Origin of the sequence: Kineococcus mangrovi (assembly GCF_041320705.1) — a bacterium.
Classification (GTDB): domain Bacteria; phylum Actinomycetota; class Actinomycetes; order Actinomycetales; family Kineococcaceae; genus Kineococcus; species Kineococcus mangrovi.
In genome coordinates this window covers 481704-496560 of sequence record NZ_JBGGTQ010000001.1, presented here as the reverse complement: position 1 = coordinate 496560, position 14857 = coordinate 481704, and the positions used below count along the sequence as shown (strand labels likewise).

General features: G+C 73.5%; 19 protein-coding genes. 14 read left to right on the top strand and 5 right to left on the bottom strand.

From position 1 onward, the window contains the following. Both AB2L28_RS02300 and AB2L28_RS02295 read left to right on the top strand, forming a co-directional pair. On the top strand, positions 1–1077 hold the full coding sequence (locus tag AB2L28_RS02300; RefSeq protein ID WP_370717097.1) for an aldo/keto reductase: 1077 nt from the start codon (positions 1–3) through the stop codon (positions 1075–1077). Positions 1078–1172: 95 nt separating this feature from the next. Then, the gene (locus tag AB2L28_RS02295) at positions 1173–1526 is read left to right on the top strand and encodes an ANTAR domain-containing protein (RefSeq protein ID WP_370717096.1); all 354 of its coding nucleotides are present in this window, start codon (positions 1173–1175) and stop codon (positions 1524–1526) included. Between the two features lie 34 nt (positions 1527–1560). On the opposite strand, the gene AB2L28_RS02290 is transcribed toward AB2L28_RS02295, so the two are convergent. Next, the gene (locus AB2L28_RS02290) at positions 1561–1851 is read right to left on the bottom strand and encodes a hypothetical protein (RefSeq protein WP_370717095.1); all 291 of its coding nucleotides are present in this window, start codon (positions 1849–1851) and stop codon (positions 1561–1563) included. 167 nt (positions 1852–2018) lie between these two features. Here AB2L28_RS02290 and AB2L28_RS02285 point away from each other — a divergent pair, with 167 nt between their 5' ends. The 3 genes from AB2L28_RS02285 (at position 2019) to AB2L28_RS02275 (ending at position 3960) form a co-directional block, all read left to right on the top strand. Further along, positions 2019–2606, top strand: a complete 588-nt coding sequence (locus AB2L28_RS02285) for a heme oxygenase (RefSeq protein ID WP_370717094.1) — start codon at positions 2019–2021, stop codon at positions 2604–2606. Positions 2607–2767: 161 nt separating this feature from the next. Then, the gene (locus AB2L28_RS02280) at positions 2768–3613 is read left to right on the top strand and encodes a DUF4037 domain-containing protein (RefSeq protein ID WP_370717093.1); all 846 of its coding nucleotides are present in this window, start codon (positions 2768–2770) and stop codon (positions 3611–3613) included. Further along, positions 3610–3960, top strand: coding sequence for a hypothetical protein (locus AB2L28_RS02275; RefSeq protein WP_370717092.1), 351 nt, complete (start codon positions 3610–3612; stop codon positions 3958–3960). Before AB2L28_RS02280 ends, AB2L28_RS02275 begins: the two co-directional genes overlap by 4 nt. Before the next feature lie 63 nt (positions 3961–4023). Here AB2L28_RS02275 and AB2L28_RS02270 read toward each other — a convergent pair whose 3' ends face one another. After that, complete coding sequence (locus AB2L28_RS02270) at positions 4024–5073, bottom strand: LacI family DNA-binding transcriptional regulator (RefSeq protein WP_370717091.1); 1050 nt, start codon at positions 5071–5073, stop codon at positions 4024–4026. 293 nt (positions 5074–5366) lie between these two features. On the opposite strand from AB2L28_RS02270, the gene AB2L28_RS02265 reads away from it, so the two are divergent. The 5 genes from AB2L28_RS02265 to AB2L28_RS02245 are packed head-to-tail and all read left to right on the top strand — an operon-like array spanning position 5367 to position 10355. Continuing rightward, the gene (locus AB2L28_RS02265; protein ID WP_370717090.1) at positions 5367–6692 is read left to right on the top strand and encodes an extracellular solute-binding protein; all 1326 of its coding nucleotides are present in this window, start codon (positions 5367–5369) and stop codon (positions 6690–6692) included. A gap of 8 nt (positions 6693–6700) precedes the next feature. After that, positions 6701–7618: a carbohydrate ABC transporter permease gene (locus AB2L28_RS02260; RefSeq protein WP_370717089.1), complete on the top strand. Its 918-nt coding sequence runs from the start codon at positions 6701–6703 to the stop codon at positions 7616–7618. A gap of 1 nt (position 7619) precedes the next feature. Then, positions 7620–8501: a carbohydrate ABC transporter permease gene (locus AB2L28_RS02255; RefSeq protein WP_370717088.1), complete on the top strand. Its 882-nt coding sequence runs from the start codon at positions 7620–7622 to the stop codon at positions 8499–8501. A gap of 16 nt (positions 8502–8517) precedes the next feature. Beyond that, positions 8518–9243, top strand: coding sequence for a ThuA domain-containing protein (locus tag AB2L28_RS02250; RefSeq protein WP_370717087.1), 726 nt, complete (start codon positions 8518–8520; stop codon positions 9241–9243). Beyond that, positions 9228–10355, top strand: coding sequence for a Gfo/Idh/MocA family protein (locus tag AB2L28_RS02245; protein WP_370717086.1), 1128 nt, complete (start codon positions 9228–9230; stop codon positions 10353–10355). The genes AB2L28_RS02250 and AB2L28_RS02245 overlap by 16 nt, the downstream gene beginning before the upstream one ends. Positions 10356–10464: 109 nt before the next feature. Here the strand turns inward: AB2L28_RS02245 and AB2L28_RS02240 are convergent, their stop codons facing one another. Continuing rightward, on the bottom strand, positions 10465–11214 hold the full coding sequence (locus tag AB2L28_RS02240; RefSeq protein WP_370717085.1) for an AAA family ATPase: 750 nt from the start codon (positions 11212–11214) through the stop codon (positions 10465–10467). Beyond that, positions 11211–11582 (bottom strand): VOC family protein, encoded by a 372-nt coding sequence (locus AB2L28_RS02235; RefSeq protein WP_370717084.1) that lies wholly within the window; start codon positions 11580–11582, stop codon positions 11211–11213. The genes AB2L28_RS02240 and AB2L28_RS02235 overlap by 4 nt, the downstream gene beginning before the upstream one ends. A 100-nt stretch (positions 11583–11682) precedes the next feature. Here AB2L28_RS02235 and AB2L28_RS02230 point away from each other — a divergent pair, with 100 nt between their 5' ends. The 4 genes from AB2L28_RS02230 to AB2L28_RS02215 are packed head-to-tail and all read left to right on the top strand — an operon-like array spanning position 11683 to position 13850. Next, a complete protein-coding gene (locus AB2L28_RS02230; protein ID WP_370717083.1) occupies positions 11683–12156 on the top strand; it encodes an RNA polymerase sigma factor in 474 nt (157 codons plus the stop codon). Next, complete coding sequence (locus tag AB2L28_RS02225; protein WP_370717082.1) at positions 12156–12746, top strand: methylated-DNA--[protein]-cysteine S-methyltransferase; 591 nt, start codon at positions 12156–12158, stop codon at positions 12744–12746. Before AB2L28_RS02230 ends, AB2L28_RS02225 begins: the two co-directional genes overlap by 1 nt. Beyond that, the gene (locus tag AB2L28_RS02220) at positions 12743–13291 is read left to right on the top strand and encodes a DUF1697 domain-containing protein (RefSeq protein ID WP_370717081.1); all 549 of its coding nucleotides are present in this window, start codon (positions 12743–12745) and stop codon (positions 13289–13291) included. Before AB2L28_RS02225 ends, AB2L28_RS02220 begins: the two co-directional genes overlap by 4 nt. Position 13292: 1 nt before the next feature. Beyond that, the gene (locus AB2L28_RS02215) at positions 13293–13850 is read left to right on the top strand and encodes a DUF6328 family protein (protein ID WP_370717080.1); all 558 of its coding nucleotides are present in this window, start codon (positions 13293–13295) and stop codon (positions 13848–13850) included. Here the strand turns inward: AB2L28_RS02215 and AB2L28_RS02210 are convergent. Beyond that, positions 13802–14806, bottom strand: a complete 1005-nt coding sequence (locus tag AB2L28_RS02210; RefSeq protein WP_370717079.1) for an ABC transporter substrate-binding protein — start codon at positions 14804–14806, stop codon at positions 13802–13804. The genes AB2L28_RS02215 and AB2L28_RS02210 overlap by 49 nt on opposite strands. Between the last annotated feature and the right edge of the window lie 51 nt (positions 14807–14857).

Sequence of the window (14857 nt, the reverse complement as noted above, 5' to 3'; positions counted from 1 at the left end):
ATGGAGTACCGACGACTCGGACGGTCGGGGCTGCGCGTCTCGACGATCACCCTGGGGACGATGACGTTCGGCGGCAAGGGCGTCTTCGCCGCCGTGGGGAACACCGACGTGGCGCAGGCGCGCCGACAGGTCGAGATCGCGCTCGACGCCGGCGTGAACCTCCTCGACACCGCCGACGCCTACTCGGACGGGCTCAGCGAGGAGATCACCGGCGAGGTGCTCGAGGGGGTGGGGTCCCGCCGCGACGACGTCCTCGTCGCCACGAAGGCACGGATGGTCGTCGGTCCCGGACCCAACGACGGGGGCGCCTCGCGCCACCACCTGGTCCGGTCGGTCGAGCGCAGCCTGCGCCGCCTGCGGACCGACCACGTCGACCTGTACCAGATCCACGAGTGGGACGGGCAGACCCCGCTGGAGGAGACCCTCGAGGCGCTCGACACCCTCGTCCGCTCGGGCAAGGTCCGCTACGTCGGGGTGTCGAACCACTGCGGCTGGCAGTTGATGAAGGCCCTGGCCACCTCCGACGCCCACGGGTACCAGCGGTACGTCTCCCAGCAGATCCACTACACGCTGCAGGCCCGGGACGCCGAGTCCGAACTCGTGCCGCTGAGCCTGGACCAGGACCTCGGGATCCTCGTGTGGAGCCCGCTGGCCGGCGGTCTGCTCTCGGGCAAGTACCGCCGCGACGCGTCCGCGCCCGAGGGCTCGCGGCACCTGGGGGAGTGGTCCGAACCACCCGTCCACGACGAGGACGCGCTGTTCGACATCGTCGAGGAGCTGGTGCGGACGGGGGAGGCGCACGGGGTCTCGGCGGCGCAGGTCGCGCTCGCCTGGCTCCTGGGCCGACCCGGGGTGACGTCCCTCGTCGTCGGCGCCCGCACCGACGAGCAGCTGCGCGACAACCTCGCGGCGGCCGACCTCGTGCTGACCGAGGACGAGCGCCGCCGCCTCGACGACGTGAGCGCCGTCCCGCTGCGCTACCCGCACTGGCACCAGGCCGCGACCGCGGCCGAGCGGTTGTCCCCGGCCGACCTGAGCCTGCTGGGGCCGCACGTGCAGCAGCCCGGTTCGTCGTAGGATCCTCGTCGGTTCCGCTCCGCCCAGACCTCGCTGCGCGAACCGCCTCCCGCCGACCGGTCGGGGGGCCGCCTGCACCGGAGGACGCGACGAGGATGCACGACGAGGACGGGCGGGTCGCGGAGCTGGGCACCCTCGACACCGGGCGTGAGCGCTCCACCGACACGGACGTCGGCGCGCTGCGCGCCGAGCTGGCGCAGCTGCGCACGGCGCTGACCCGCCGACCGGTCATCGACATGGCCAAGGGCGCGATCATGGCCCTCACCCGCTGCGACGAGGACGCCGCGTTCCGGCAGCTGTCCGAGGTTTCCCAGACGCACAACGTCAAGTTGTACGACCTGGCGAGCGCGCTGCTGGGCGACCTGCGCCGGAGCGGCACGGCGGCCCAGGACGGCGGGGACCAGCGCGAGGTCGACCGGCTCGTCCAGCGGAACTGGACACGCCGCTGAAGGGCCGGGGCCGGGTGGCGGGTCGGGGGCGACCTCAGCCGAGGAAGGTGGATGGGTCCGGCCCCGTGCGCCGGGGCAGGCCCCGTCCGGCAGGACGGCAGCGGGCCTCCAGGTCGGCGATCTCGAAGGCGTTGTGCGCCAGGTCCTCGCCCGTCGGGTGCTCCGGCGCGTCGTCGGCCACCAGGTGCCAGCGCTCGTCGTAGGCCCGGCGCAGCGCGTCCAGGGGCCGCCCGCGCAGGTCCAGCACCGGGCCGGCCGGTGCGCCGGTCGTGCCGGTCGTGGTGGGTGTGGTGTCGTGAACGGTCGCTGTCGTGGTCGTCGTCATCGGAACCCCGTCGTCTCCGGACCCTCCGCGGCACACCTCTGGACCACGGCTCACCGTCCATTGGACCCCCCGCGCGAGGCGGGGGCAACCCGGGCGCGGTGCGGTCCAGTAGCTTCGGGGGGAACCGGCGGGAACGCCACGGCGTGGCGAGGGTGGAGGCAGCGGTGGTGGGCGTGGCGCGAGGGTCGTTGACGCGGTTGCGGTCCGCGACCGCGGCGGCCCACGAGGACCTCGACTCCGCGCTGGACGTCCTCGAACGCCCGTGGGACGCCGCGCTGCACCGCCGGTGGCTGGAACTCACGTGGGGGCTGCTCGCGCCGCTGGAGCGGGCGCTGGGCGAGCAGGCCCAGGCTGACCCGGCGGCGCTCGAGGTGGCGGGGCGGGTGCGCGCCGACCTCGCCCTGGACGACCTGCGCGCCCTGGGCGTCCCGGAGGCCGAGCTCGCCCGGCTGCCCGAGTGCCCCGACGTGCCCGCGGTGCCGGACCGGGCCGCGGCGCTGGGAGTCCGCTACGTCCTCGACGGGTCGACGCTCGGCGGGCGCCTCATCGCGCGGACCGTCGTCGCGGCCGGGGTCCCGGCGGCGGCGACCACGTCGCTGACCGGTCGGGAGGGCACCGGACGGCGCTGGCGCGAGACGACCGCCGCGGTCGAGGCGGCCGGGGCCGACGCCCTGCCGGGGATGACGGCGGCCGCGCTGGCGACCTTCGCCGCCTACCGCGCCTGGCTGGCGCCGCTGGTGCGCGCCGGTGCCTGAACCGCGCGGCGCCGAGCTGGCCCGCCGGTTCCACGACGAGGTCGTCGGACCGCTGCTGCGGCGGGAGTTCCCGGGCCTCCGGCTCGTCGCGGGCCGGCTCGGACGTCCTGGGCCTCGACGACGACGTCTCGCGCGACCACGACTGGGGGCTGCGTCTCGTCGTGCTCGTCCCGGACGGGTCCGTCGGGCCGGTGGACGCCGTCCTGGAGCGGGACCTGCCCGCCACGCACGCGGGACGTCCCGTCCGCTTCGCGACCACCTGGGACCCCGCCGACCGGCACCGCGTCGAGGTCGCCACGGTGGACGGCTTCGTCCGGGCGCGGCTGGGGATCGGCGCGCAGGAGGAGCCCACGACCGCCGACTGGCTGTCCTTCACGGGGCAGGCCGTCCTGGAACTCCTCGCCGGGCCGGTGTTCGCCGACGACGAGGGGCGCTGGGAACGGCTGCGGCGCAGGCTGACCTGGTACCCCGACGACGTGTGGCGGCACCTGGTGGCCGGCGCCTGGCAGCAGCTGGAGCAGGAACTGCCCCTCGTCGGCCGGACGGGGTCGCGCGGGGACGACCTGGGGTCTCGGCTGATCGCCGCGCGGCTGGCCGAGACCGCGGTCCGGCTGGGGTTGCTGCTGGACCGGGTCTGGGCGCCCTACGCCAAGTGGGTCGGCACCGTGTTCGCGTCCTCGCCCAGCGGCCGCGTCGCCCCCCACCTCGCGCGCGCCCTGGCGGCGGGGGACTGGCGCGAGCGCGAGGCCGGGCTGTGCGCGGCGCTGGAGGGGCTGCTCGCCCGGCAGGCGGAGGTCGGGGTGCCCGCGCCGGGCCCGGCGACGGCTCCCTTCCACGACCGACCGTTCGCCGGGGTCGTCGAGACGCTGCCCGGCGCCGTCGCGCCGCCGGGCGGGGGACGGGGACCGCTGGGGGTGGGCGCCGTGGAGCAGTGGGTGGGCGCCGTCGACGTGCTCGTCCGCCCGGCGCTGCGCCGGGACCTGGCCCGCGCGGTGGTGGGCTCGTGACGTCCGGGGCGCACGCGCTGCTCCTGGGCCACGTCGTCGGCGCGGGGGAGGACCTGCTCGCGGCCCTGCCGCTGCGCGGCGGCCTGGTGGGCGGCGAGGGAGCGCTCGGCGTGGGGACCGTCCAGCTCTGGCTGGCCCGTCCCCAGCTCGTCGGCGGCGCCTCCGTGGCCGCGGTGCCCCTCGGCGACGTCGGTGCGGGCACCGTCCGCGAGCGGCGGCTCGGTGGCGGCCCGGAGCTGCGGCTCGTCCTGTCCGGCCGCGAGGTGCCCTTCGCGACGAGCGCCGACCGGGCCGCGGTCGAGGAGTTCCTGCGCACGCTGGCGCAGGCTCGGCGCACGGCGTCCTAGACGAGCTCGACGACGCCGTCGGCGCGGTCCTGCGGCTCCACGACCCGCGGACGGGTCCGGAACTCACCGCGGAGCCGTGGACCCCCGCACCACCAGTTCGGTGGCGAGCTCGACGTGGTGGGAGTCCAGGCGGTCCCCGCCGGCCATCCGCAGCACCGTCCGCAGGGCCACCCGGCCCATCTCCCGCAGCGGCTGGCGGATCGTCGTCAACGGGGGAGCGGCCATGGCGGCCAGCTCGGTGTCGTCGAAACCGGTGACGGACAGGTCCTCCGGCACGCGCAGACCGAGGGCGCGCGCGGCCTCCATGACGCCCAGGGCGATCGAGTCGCAGCCACCCACGACGGCCGTGGGGTGGTCCGGACCGGTGAGCAGCCGGGCGCCGAGCTGCCGCCCCGCCTCGTACTGGAAGTCGGAGTTCAGGACGTGCTCGGCGAGGGGGACGAGCCCGGCGCTCTCCATGGCCGCGCGGTACCCGTGCAGGCGGGCCTGGTTGCACTGCGACCCGGGTGGGCCACCCACCCAGGCGATGGTGCGGTGGCCCTGGGCGATCAGGTGGTTGGTCGCCGTCAGACCGCCGGTGAAGTTCGTGGACCCGACGCTCGTGACCTCCCGGCGCGGCAGGTTCAGCGGGTCGATGACCACGAGGGGCAGGTTCACCGCGGCGAGGGCGTCGACGTGCGCCCCCGTCAGCTCACCGGTGACGACGATGATGCCGGTGCGGCCGGCGGCGGCCAGCCCGCGGGCCCACGACCGCGGCGGCGAGGGGTAGCGGCCGCCCCGCTGGTCGCGCAGGACGCCGACGACGACCGAGGCGTCGGCCCCGGCGGCGGCCTCCACGACCCCGTCGACGACGGCCGTGGCGTAGGAGGAGAAGTCGCCGTCGATGAGGAACTCCACGAGCGCGTGACCGGCCACCGCCCGGCGCGTCGACGGCGGCGCGTACTCGTGCTGGACGAGCAGGTCCTCCACCAGGGCGCGGGTCTGCGCGGACACGTCCTCCCGGCCGTTGACGACCTTGGAGACGGTCGCCACGGAGACGCCGGCGCTCGCGGCGATGGTGGCCAGGGTCGCCTTGTCCCTGGACCGGGCGGGGGTGTGCGGACGGTCCAGCACGGGTCCTCCTCGACTCGAAGTGCGTCGACCATACGACCCGCACGGTCCTGGGCGCCAGCCCCTTTCGAAAGTTTTCGAGATGCGTTCGAGACCAACCTGTCGTTGTCCCGCAACGACATGCACGAGCAGCACCACCACCGGAGGGTGAGCGCTTGACCGCGGTACCGGGGCCCTCTTATGGTCATCGCCAGACAGCGTGGTCGAAAGCTTTTCGACCACGTTCGACGCGGTCCCGCCCGGGACCGCGGGGTGGAGCAGCCGCAGGGCTGCGGCTCGGCACAACGGAGATCACTGTGGATCACAACCGCGCATCGCGTCGGTCCTTCCTCGCCCTGGCGACGGCGACCCCGCTCGTCGCCACCGTCCTGGCCTCCTGCGGCGACTCGGGCCCGGGGGGCGCGGGTTCGGGTGCGGCGACCGACTGGATCCTGTCGGGGCAGCCGAAGGAGGGCATCCGCCAGACGGCGGTGGACGACTGGAACGAGGCCCACGAGGACCAGCAGATCCAGACCAGCGCCTTCCAGAACGACGCCTACAAGGCCAAGATCAAGACGGCCATCGGTGCCGGCCAGGCGCCGACGATCATCTTCGGCTGGGGCGGCGGCACGCTGCGCAGCTACGTCGAGGCCGACCAGGTCGACGACCTCACCTCGTGGTTGCAGGAGAACGCCGCCGTCAAGGACCGCCTCTTCGACGCCGCGTTCGCCGCCGGCACGGTCGACGACAAGATCTACGCGCTGCCGACCGAGACGGTGCAGCCGATCGTGCTGTTCTACAACAAGAAGCTCTTCGACCAGGTCGGTGCGCAGCCGCCGACGACGTGGGACGAGCTCATGGCTCTGGTCCCGACGTTCAACGCGGCGGGGATCGCCCCGATCTCGCTGGCCGGGCAGTCGCGCTGGACGAACATGATGTGGCTGGAGCTGTTGTTCGACCGCATCGGCGGCCCCGAGCTGTTCGAGTCCATCTACGAGGGCCAGCCGAACTGGACCGACCCGGCCGCCATCGACGCCCTCACCAAGGTGCAGGACCTCGTCCGGGCCGACGGCTTCATCACGGGTTTCGCCTCGGTCACGGCCGACTCCAACGCCGACCAGGCGCTGCTGTACACCGACCGGGCCGCCATGATGCTGCAGGGCACGTGGACCTACGGCGGCATGAAGACCGACGGCGGCGACTTCGTCTCCGCGGGCAACCTGGGGTACATGAACTTCCCCGAGGTGGCCGGCGGCAAGGGTGACCCGATGAACGCCTTCGGCAACCCGGCCCAGTACGTGTCGGTGTCCTCCCAGGCCAGCCAGGAGCAGAAGGACATCGCCCTGGCCTACTTCGCGGACGGCCTGCTCCAGGAGAAGGAGGCCGAGGCGTACATCACCGAAGGCGGCGAGGTCCCGATCGTCAAGGGCATCGACGCCAAGTTCGCCGGTCTGGACGACGAGGAGTGGCTGACGTTCGTCTACGACCTGGCCACCAACGCCCCGTCGTTCGCGCAGTCCTGGGACCAGGCGCTCTCGCCGACGCAGGCCGAGACGCTGCTGGACAACATCGAGAAGCTCTTCGGCCTGGCCATCACGCCGCAGGAGTTCGCCACCGCCATGAACGCGGCGACCGCCTCGTGAGCGCGTCCGTGAGCACGGCTCCCACCTACGCCTCGGGCAAGGTCACCTCGTCCAAGCGCACGTCGACGGGCAGGCTCGGGTGGCTCGTGCTGCCCGCGCTGGCGATCTTCGTCGCCTTCGCGGTCCTGCCGCTGTTCGGGGTGTTCGCCCTGAGCTTCTCCTCGTGGGACGGCATCGGCGCGATCAGCTTCGCCGGGTTCGACAGCTGGCGGGCCGTGCTCACGGACCCCGGTCTCCCGCACGCCCTCTGGGTGACGTTCCTGGTCATCGTGCTGTCGTGGATCGCCCAGACGCCGCTGTCGATCCTGCTCGGGGTGTTCATCTCCGGCAGCCAGCGCTACCGCGCCGTGCTGGCGGTCCTGTTCTTCCTGCCGCTGCTGCTGTCGGCCGCGGCCGTGTCCATCGCCTACAAGGCCCTGCTGGACCCGAACTTCGGGCTCGGCCCGGGGCTGAACCTCGGCATCCTCACGCAGGACTGGCTGGGTGACGGCACCCTCGCGATGGGCGTCGTGATCTTCATCATCGCCTGGCAGTGGATCCCGTTCCACTCCCTCATCTACCAAGGCGCGATCCGGCAGATCCCCGGGTCGATGTACGAGGCGGCCCAGATCGACGGGGCCGGCCGGGTGCGGCAGTTCTTCTCCATCACGCTGCCCCAGCTGAAGAACACGATGATCACGTCCTCGACGCTCATGGTCGTCGGGTCGCTCACGACCTTCGACCTGATCTTCGTCCTGACCGCCGGGGGGCCGAACGACGCGACCCGCGTCCTGGCCCTGGACATGTACCTCACCGGTTTCCGCGCCAACCTCATGGGCCCGGCGTCGGCCATCGCGGTGATCCTCGTCGTCGTCGGTCTCGTCCTCGCCCAGCTCCTGCAGCGCCTCGGTGGCCGTGAGCGCAACTCGCAACTGGAAGGTGCCTGAGATGGCGACCCAGACCGCGCCCGTGCGCACCAGCGGCCGCTCCGCGGGAGCGCCCAAGAACGGCACCACCCACCGCAAGAACTGGCTCGGGGGCGCCTTCGGGTGGCTGTGGCTGCTCATCGTCCTGGTGCCCGTGTACTGGATCGTCATCACGAGCTTCAAGACGTCGGCGAACTACTTCGGCAGCAACCCGATGGCACCGCCGGCGTCGCCGACGCTGGCCAACTACCAGCTCGTGCTGGAGAACGACTTCATCCGGTACTTCGCCAACTCGGTCATCGTGACCGTGGGGGCGACCGTCCCGGCCGTGCTGGTGTCCTTCATGGCCGCCTTCGCCATCGTCCGCGGCGCCGGGCGCTGGCTGAAGCTGGTGAACTCCCTGTTCCTCATGGGGCTCGCCATCCCGCTGCAGGCCACGATCATCCCGATCTACCTGATCATGATCAGGCTCGGGATGTACAACTCGTTCGGGGCCCTGATCCTGCCCTCGATCGCCTTCGCCATCCCGCTGACGGTGCTCATCCTGTCCAACTTCGTGCGCGACGTCCCGAACGAGCTGTTCGAGGCGATGCGCATGGACGGGTCCAGCGAGTGGGGCACCATGTGGCGCCTGGCGTTCCCGCTGACCCGCCCGGCCCTGGTGACGGTGACGATCTACCAGGGTCTGCAGATCTGGAACGGCTTCCTGCTGCCCCTGATCCTCACCGACCGGGCCGAGATGCGCGTCCTGCCGTTGGCCCTGTGGACCTTCCAGGGTCAGTACTCGGTCAACATCCCGGCCGTGCTCGCCTCGGTCGTCCTCACCACGCTGCCGATCCTCGTCCTGTACGTCGTCGGCCGCCGTCAGCTCCTCTCCGGCCTCACCGCCGGCTTCTCCAAGTGATCGGAAGGTTCCACCCGTGACTCGCCAGGCGCTCGTCGTCCGCGGCGGCTGGGACGGGCACTCGCCCGTCGAGGCCACCGACCTGTTCATCCCGCACCTGGAGGCGAACGGGTTCACCGTCCGCGTCGAGGACCTCGGCACCGACTTCGGGCCCGGCTCGAAGGCCACGCCGACCGTCTACACCGACGCCGAGTACATGGCGACGGTGGACCTCGTCCTGCAGTGCAACACCATGAACACCATCGAGGCAGCCGAGTTCGAGGGCCTGCGCACGGCCGTCGAGAACGGCACCGGGTTCGCCGGCTGGCACGGCGGCATCGCCGACTCCTACCGGGCGAACTCGGACTACCTCACCCTCGTCGGGGGGCAGTTCGGGTGCCACCCGGGCAAGCACCCCGACGAGCGGGAGGGTGGTCCGCAGGACAACTACGTGCCCTACCGCGTCAACATGCTGCCCGCGGCGGCCTCGCACCCGATCACCGAGGGCATCGAGGACTTCGACCTCGTGACCGAGCAGTACTGGGTCCTGTCCGACGACTACGTGGACGTGCTCGCCACGACGACGCAGGCGGTCCGGGAGTGGGACCCGTGGACGCGCCCGATCACGTCCCCGGCCGTCTGGACCCGGCAGTGGGGCAAGGGCCGCGTCTTCGTGGCCACCCCCGGCCACGACCCGGCCACCCTGCAGGACGAGAACGTCAAGACGATCATCGAGAGGGGCCTGTTGTGGGCAGCCCGCTGAAGGTCGGCGTCGTCGGCGCCGGTGTCATCTCCGCGCAGTACTCGGCGTCGCTGAAGCGACTGCCGCAGCTGCAGATCACCGCGGTGAGCGACTTCGTCCCCGAGCGGGCGCAGGCGCTGGCCGACGAGCACGGCGCCCAGGTGCTGTCGCTGGAGGAGCTGCTCGCCTCCTCGGACGTGGACGTGGTGCTCAACCTGACGCTGCCGCGCACCCACGCCGAGGTCGCGCTGCAGGCCATCGCGGCCGGCAAGCACGTCTACGGCGAGAAGCCGCTGGCGATGACCGTCGCCGAGGGGCGCGAGGTGGTCGAGGCCGCCGCCGCCGCCGGTGTCCGCGTCGGCTGCGCCCCCGACACCGTGCTGGGCACCGGCATCCAGACCGCCCGCGCCCTCGTGGACGCGGGGGAGATCGGCACGCCGCACTCGGCCACCGCGTTCATGACCACCCCCGGTCACGAGCGCTGGCACCCGCAGCCGGACTTCTACTACCAGCCCGGCGGCGGCCCCCTGCTCGACATGGGGCCGTACTACCTGACCTCCCTCGTGCACCTGCTCGGCCCGGTCGTCCGCGTCGTCGGGGCGTCCGCACGGCCCTCCCAGGAACGCACCATCGGCTCCGGCCCGCGGGCCGGGGAGTCGTTCGGCGTCACCATCGACACCCACATCACGGGCATCCTGGAGCACGCCTCCGGGGCCCTGTCGACGCTCGTCATGAGCTTCGACACGTGGGCGGCGCGGCTGCCGCGCATCGAGGTGCACGGCACCGGCGGCTCGATCTCGGTGCCGGACCCGAACATGTTCTCCGGTCCGGTGGAGTTGTTCGCCGCCTCCACCGCGCCCGCCCCGGGTCCCGACGTGGACCCGGCCGCGAACTGGGTCGACGCCGGCGCCACCGCCGGGTACGTGGACTCCGGGCGCGGCTACGGCCTGGCCGACCTCGCGCTCGCCGTCGAGGCGGGCCGGGCGCACCGCGCCAGCGACGAGGTCGCGCTGCACGTCCTGGAGATCATGGAGGCGGTGCAGGCCGCGGCGGACGGGCACACGTCCGTGACGCTGACCACGACGTGCGAGCGTCCCGAGGCGATCGGCGAGCCGGTCGACCTCACCGCCTGACCGCTCGTCCAGGAGGGCCCCCGCGCAGCGCGCGGGGGCCCTCCTGCGCGTCCGGGCTCAGACGTCCGATCAGTGACGACGAGAAGGCGGGGGAAGACTCCGGACGAGGTCACCTGCCGTCCCGCAGGTACCGCTCGGGGGCGTCGAGGAAGAAGCGCCAGTCGTGGACGAGCCGCAAGTCCTCCCACGTCGTCGAGGTCATCCCCCGCTCGTCGACCTCGAGGACCCGGGCTCCGGGCACGGCCGTCAGGACAGGGGAGTGGGTGGCGCACACGACCTGCTTGCCCCGCCGTGCCAGGTCGGCCAGGGAACGCGCTGCCACGAGGCAGTTCTCGAAGGAGAGTGCGGACTCGGGTTCGTCGAGCAGGACGACGCCCGCCCGGGCCACGTAACGGCTCGCCAGCAGGTCCAGGAACCCCTCACCGTGGCTGCGGTAGTGGTACTGGTAGCCGACCTTCACCGTCGCTTCGACGTCCGACTGCTCGAGGTAGTCGTAGAAACGGTGCATCGTCTCGGCGCGCAGGAAGAACGTCTCCCGGCGCCCGCCGGGCCCGCGGACGACCTGCAGACGGTCGGCCAGTGAGGACCCGTCCGTGCGTCGGCCGCGATCGGGACCGCCGTGGTGGTCGCCCGTACCTCCTTCGACGTGGGCTCCGAGCGCTCCGGCGAGCGCCTCCACGACCGTCGACTTCCCCGCCCCGTTGGCGCCGACGAGGAAGGTGACGCCCCCGGGGAGGTCCAGCCCGGAGGTCAGCAGCTGCCGGATCGCGGGTACGCGGTCGGGCCACGTCTCGGGGTCGAGCACCGTCCCCGACCGGGGCACGAACCCGCGCACCGGGCGGTGACCGCCGGTGCTCACCCCTCCAGGCACAGGCAGAACGGGTGCCCGGACGGGTCGGCGTAGACCCGCCACGACGGGTGGTCGGTCTCGTCCTCCAGCAGCCGGCCGCCGAGGGCGAGCACCTGCGGTTCGGTGCCGGCGTAGTCGCTGACGTGCAGGTCGACGTGGGCCTGCTGCGGGACGGGACCGGCGGGCCAGGTCGGGGGCACGTGGTCGGCGGCGAGCTGGAACGACAACCGCGCCCCGCCGGACCCGCCGCTGATGGTGACCCACTCCTCGTCGGAGGAGTCCTCGACCTCCCACCCCAGCAACGTCCCGTAGAAGGCGGCCAGCCCGCGGGGGTCGGGGGTGTCGAGGGCGATGGTGCCGAGGCGCACGGAGCTCATGGCCCGAGCCTGGCCCGCCGCGTGGCAGGCTGTCCACGCCCTTCCCGGGGGAACCTCACACCCGGGGCGCGTGGAGCGTTGGTGGGGTGTGGGAGCAGCGGTGGAACCCTTCGAACGGGTCGTCGAGCAGCACGGGGCGACGGTCCTGCGGGTCTGCCGCGCCGTGGTGGGTGAGCACGCGGCCGAGGACGCCTGGTCGGAGACGTTCCTGGCCGCCCTCACCGCCTACCCCCGGCTGCGGCCGGGCAGCGACGTCCGGGCCTGGCTGGTGACGATCGCGCACCGCAAGGCCGTCGACGTGCTGCGGGTGCGCGCCCGCGCGGCGGTGCCGGTGGCCGAGCCGCCCGAGCCGCCGTCGACGGGGGAGCACCCGGGGGACGGGCGGGGTGACGTCTGGCACGCCGTGGCGGCGCTGCCGCGCAAGCAGCGCCAGTGCGTGGCCTACCACCACGCGGGCGGCCTGCCGTACGAGGAGGTGGCCGCCCTCGTGGGTGGCACCCCGGCGGCCGCGCGGCGGGCGGCGGCCGACGGCATCGCCGCGCTGCGGCGCACGTGGACGAGCGAGGAGTGCTGATGAGCGTGGAGGAGGAGTTCCTCGTGCAGCGGCTGCGCGAGCGGCTGGCGGTGCGGGCGGCCGAGGGGGGAGTGCTCGACGTCGCCTACCGGACGGTCGACTCCCCCCTGGGGCCGCTGCTGCTCGCGGCGACGACGGCCGGTGTCGTCCGGGTCGCGTTCGAGCAGCAGGGCCACGACGCGGCGCTGGAGGAGCTGGCCCGGCGCGTGAGCCCCCGGGTCCTGCGGGCCCCCGCCCGGCTCGACGCGCTGGCCCGCGAGCTGGAGGAGTACTTCGCCGGCGCGCGGCGCGAGTTCGACGTCCCGGTCGACCTCGTCCTGGCCACGGGCACCTTCCGCCGGTCCGTGCTCCTGGCCCTGCGGCGCACCGGGTTCGGCGACCGGCTCAGCTACGCCGCCCTGGCCGGTGAGGTCGGCAGCCCCCGCGCGGTCCGCGCCGTGGGGACGGCCTGCGCGCGCAACCCCGTGCCGCTGGTCGTGCCCTGCCACCGCGTCGTGCGCTCCGACGGCAGCACCGGGCAGTACGCCGGCGGGACCGGGGCCAAGAGCCGGTTGCTGCAGCTGGAGCGGGACGCCAGGGTGGGGGCGTGAGGTGGGTCGTGCTCCTGCGCGGGGTGAACGTGAACGGGGTGACCGTGCGCTCGGCCGCGCTCTCGGCCTGCCTGCAGGAGGCGGGTTTCACGGGGGTGCGCTCGGTGCTCGCCAGCGGGAACGTGGCGCTCGAGGCGGAGGACGGGACGAGCGCGCAGGACGTGCGCGCCCGGGTCGAGGCGGCGTTGCGGGCGACGTTCGGCTACGAGGCGTGGGTCGTGGTCCTCACCCCGCAGCGGCTGGCCGACGTCGTCGCGGCGTACCCGTTCGCGCGCGAGGACGAGCGCTCGCACCCGTACGTGGTGTTCACCTCCGACCCCGGGCGCCTCGCGGCGCTCGCCGCCCAGCACGCGGAGGACGACGTGGAGTCGGACGTGGAGTCGGTGGCCCTCGCCGGGGACGTCCTGTACTGGCGCTGCCCGAAGGGGGCGAGCACCGGCACCCCGTTCGCCCGCCTCTCGGGCGCGGCGCGGTGGAAGCCGCACGTCACGACGCGGAACCTGCGCACGCTCGGCAAGCTGCTCGCCGTCGCGGGCGGGACCTGACGTGGCGGGAGCCCAGGACCCGGAGGACCTCTACCGCGGACTGCGCCGGGAGACCCCGACGGAACGGCTCGACCGCAACTGGGTCGAGCTCCTCCAGGAACTGCGCGTCGTGCAGACGGGGGTGCAGCTGCTGACGGGTTTCCTGCTGACGCTGCCGTTCCAGTCCCGCTTCGAGGAGCTCGACCGGTACCAGGAGTCCGTCTACGTCGTGGTCCTGCTGCTCGCGGTGACCGCCGTCGTGCTGTTCATCGCCCCGGTGGGGTACCACCGGGCGTTGTTCCAGCAGCGGTCGAAGGCCCGGCTGGTGCGGGCCGGGTCCGCGTTCGCGAAGGCCGGGCTCGCGACCGTGGGGCTGGTCGTCTCCGGCGGGGTCTCGCTCGTGGTGGACGTCATCGGTGGCCGGGTCGCCGGCTGGATCGCCGGGGGCGGGGTGGCCGCTCTCGTCCTGCTGTGCTGGTACGCGTTGCCGCGCAGGGCGCTGGCGTCGGCGGTGCGCGAGCGCGAGGACGCTCAGGACAGCGCGCCCGCCAGGTCCGGCACGAGCCGGGAGACGCCGTAGGGCACGGACAGGACGCTGTTGTACGTCATGGCGCCGCGCACGTCGAGGTCGGGCAGGACGAGACCACCGCGCCGCACGACGGGCAGGTCGGCCAGCACGCGGTCCGCCTGCACGCCGGCGCGCGTGGTGTCGTCGGTGAGCACGACGAGGACGTCGGCCTCGAGCAGGTCGAGCCGTTCGGCCGAGACGTCGATGAAGAAGCTGTCGCCGGTGTCCAGGGCGGCCAGGGCAGGTGGCAGCGAGAACCCGAGGTCGCGCAGGAAGGCGCCGCGGGCGTCCTGCGGCGAGAACACGCCGTACCTGCCGTCGTAGGGCAGGGCGACGACCCCGGTGCGCCCCGAGAACTCCGGGTGCGCGGCGACGGCGTCGGTGAACGCGGCGTCCGCCGCCGCGGTCAGCCGTTCCCCCTGCGCCTCCCGGCCCACGGCCCGCGCGATCGTGAGCGTGGTCGCCGTCCGGTCCGCCGCGTAGGGCGCCGACCCGCTCGGGCGGGCCAGCACGGGGGCGACCTGGGACAGCTGGTCGTAGCGGGCCTCGTCGATCCCGGAGACCAGGGCCAGGACCACGTCGGGGCGCACGCTCGCGACCTGCTCGACGTTCGCCTGCGTGTCCGAGGCCAGCTTGAGCACGTCCCCGGTGAGCAGGTCGGTGGCCCAGGGACCCAGCCCCTGCGCGGGGTAGAAGCTGTACCCGGTGTTCGTCAGCGGCTGGACGCCCAGGGCCAGCAGCGGGTCGGCGTCGGTGACGCCCAGGACGGCCACCCGTTCGGCGGGAGCGTCCAGGACGGTCTCGCCGAAGACGTGCTCGTAGCGCACCGGGAACCCCGGTGCCGTGCTCGGCGCCTGCGGGGCGGGCGATCCCGTCGACCCGTCCGCTCCGCACGCGGTGAGCCCGGCCAGACCACCGGCCCCCAGGGCGGAGGCGGACAGGAGCTGGCGGCGAGTGATCGTCGGCACGCGGTGAGCTTAGCCTCACCTGACCACCGGGTCGACCGCGGGGCCGCTCGA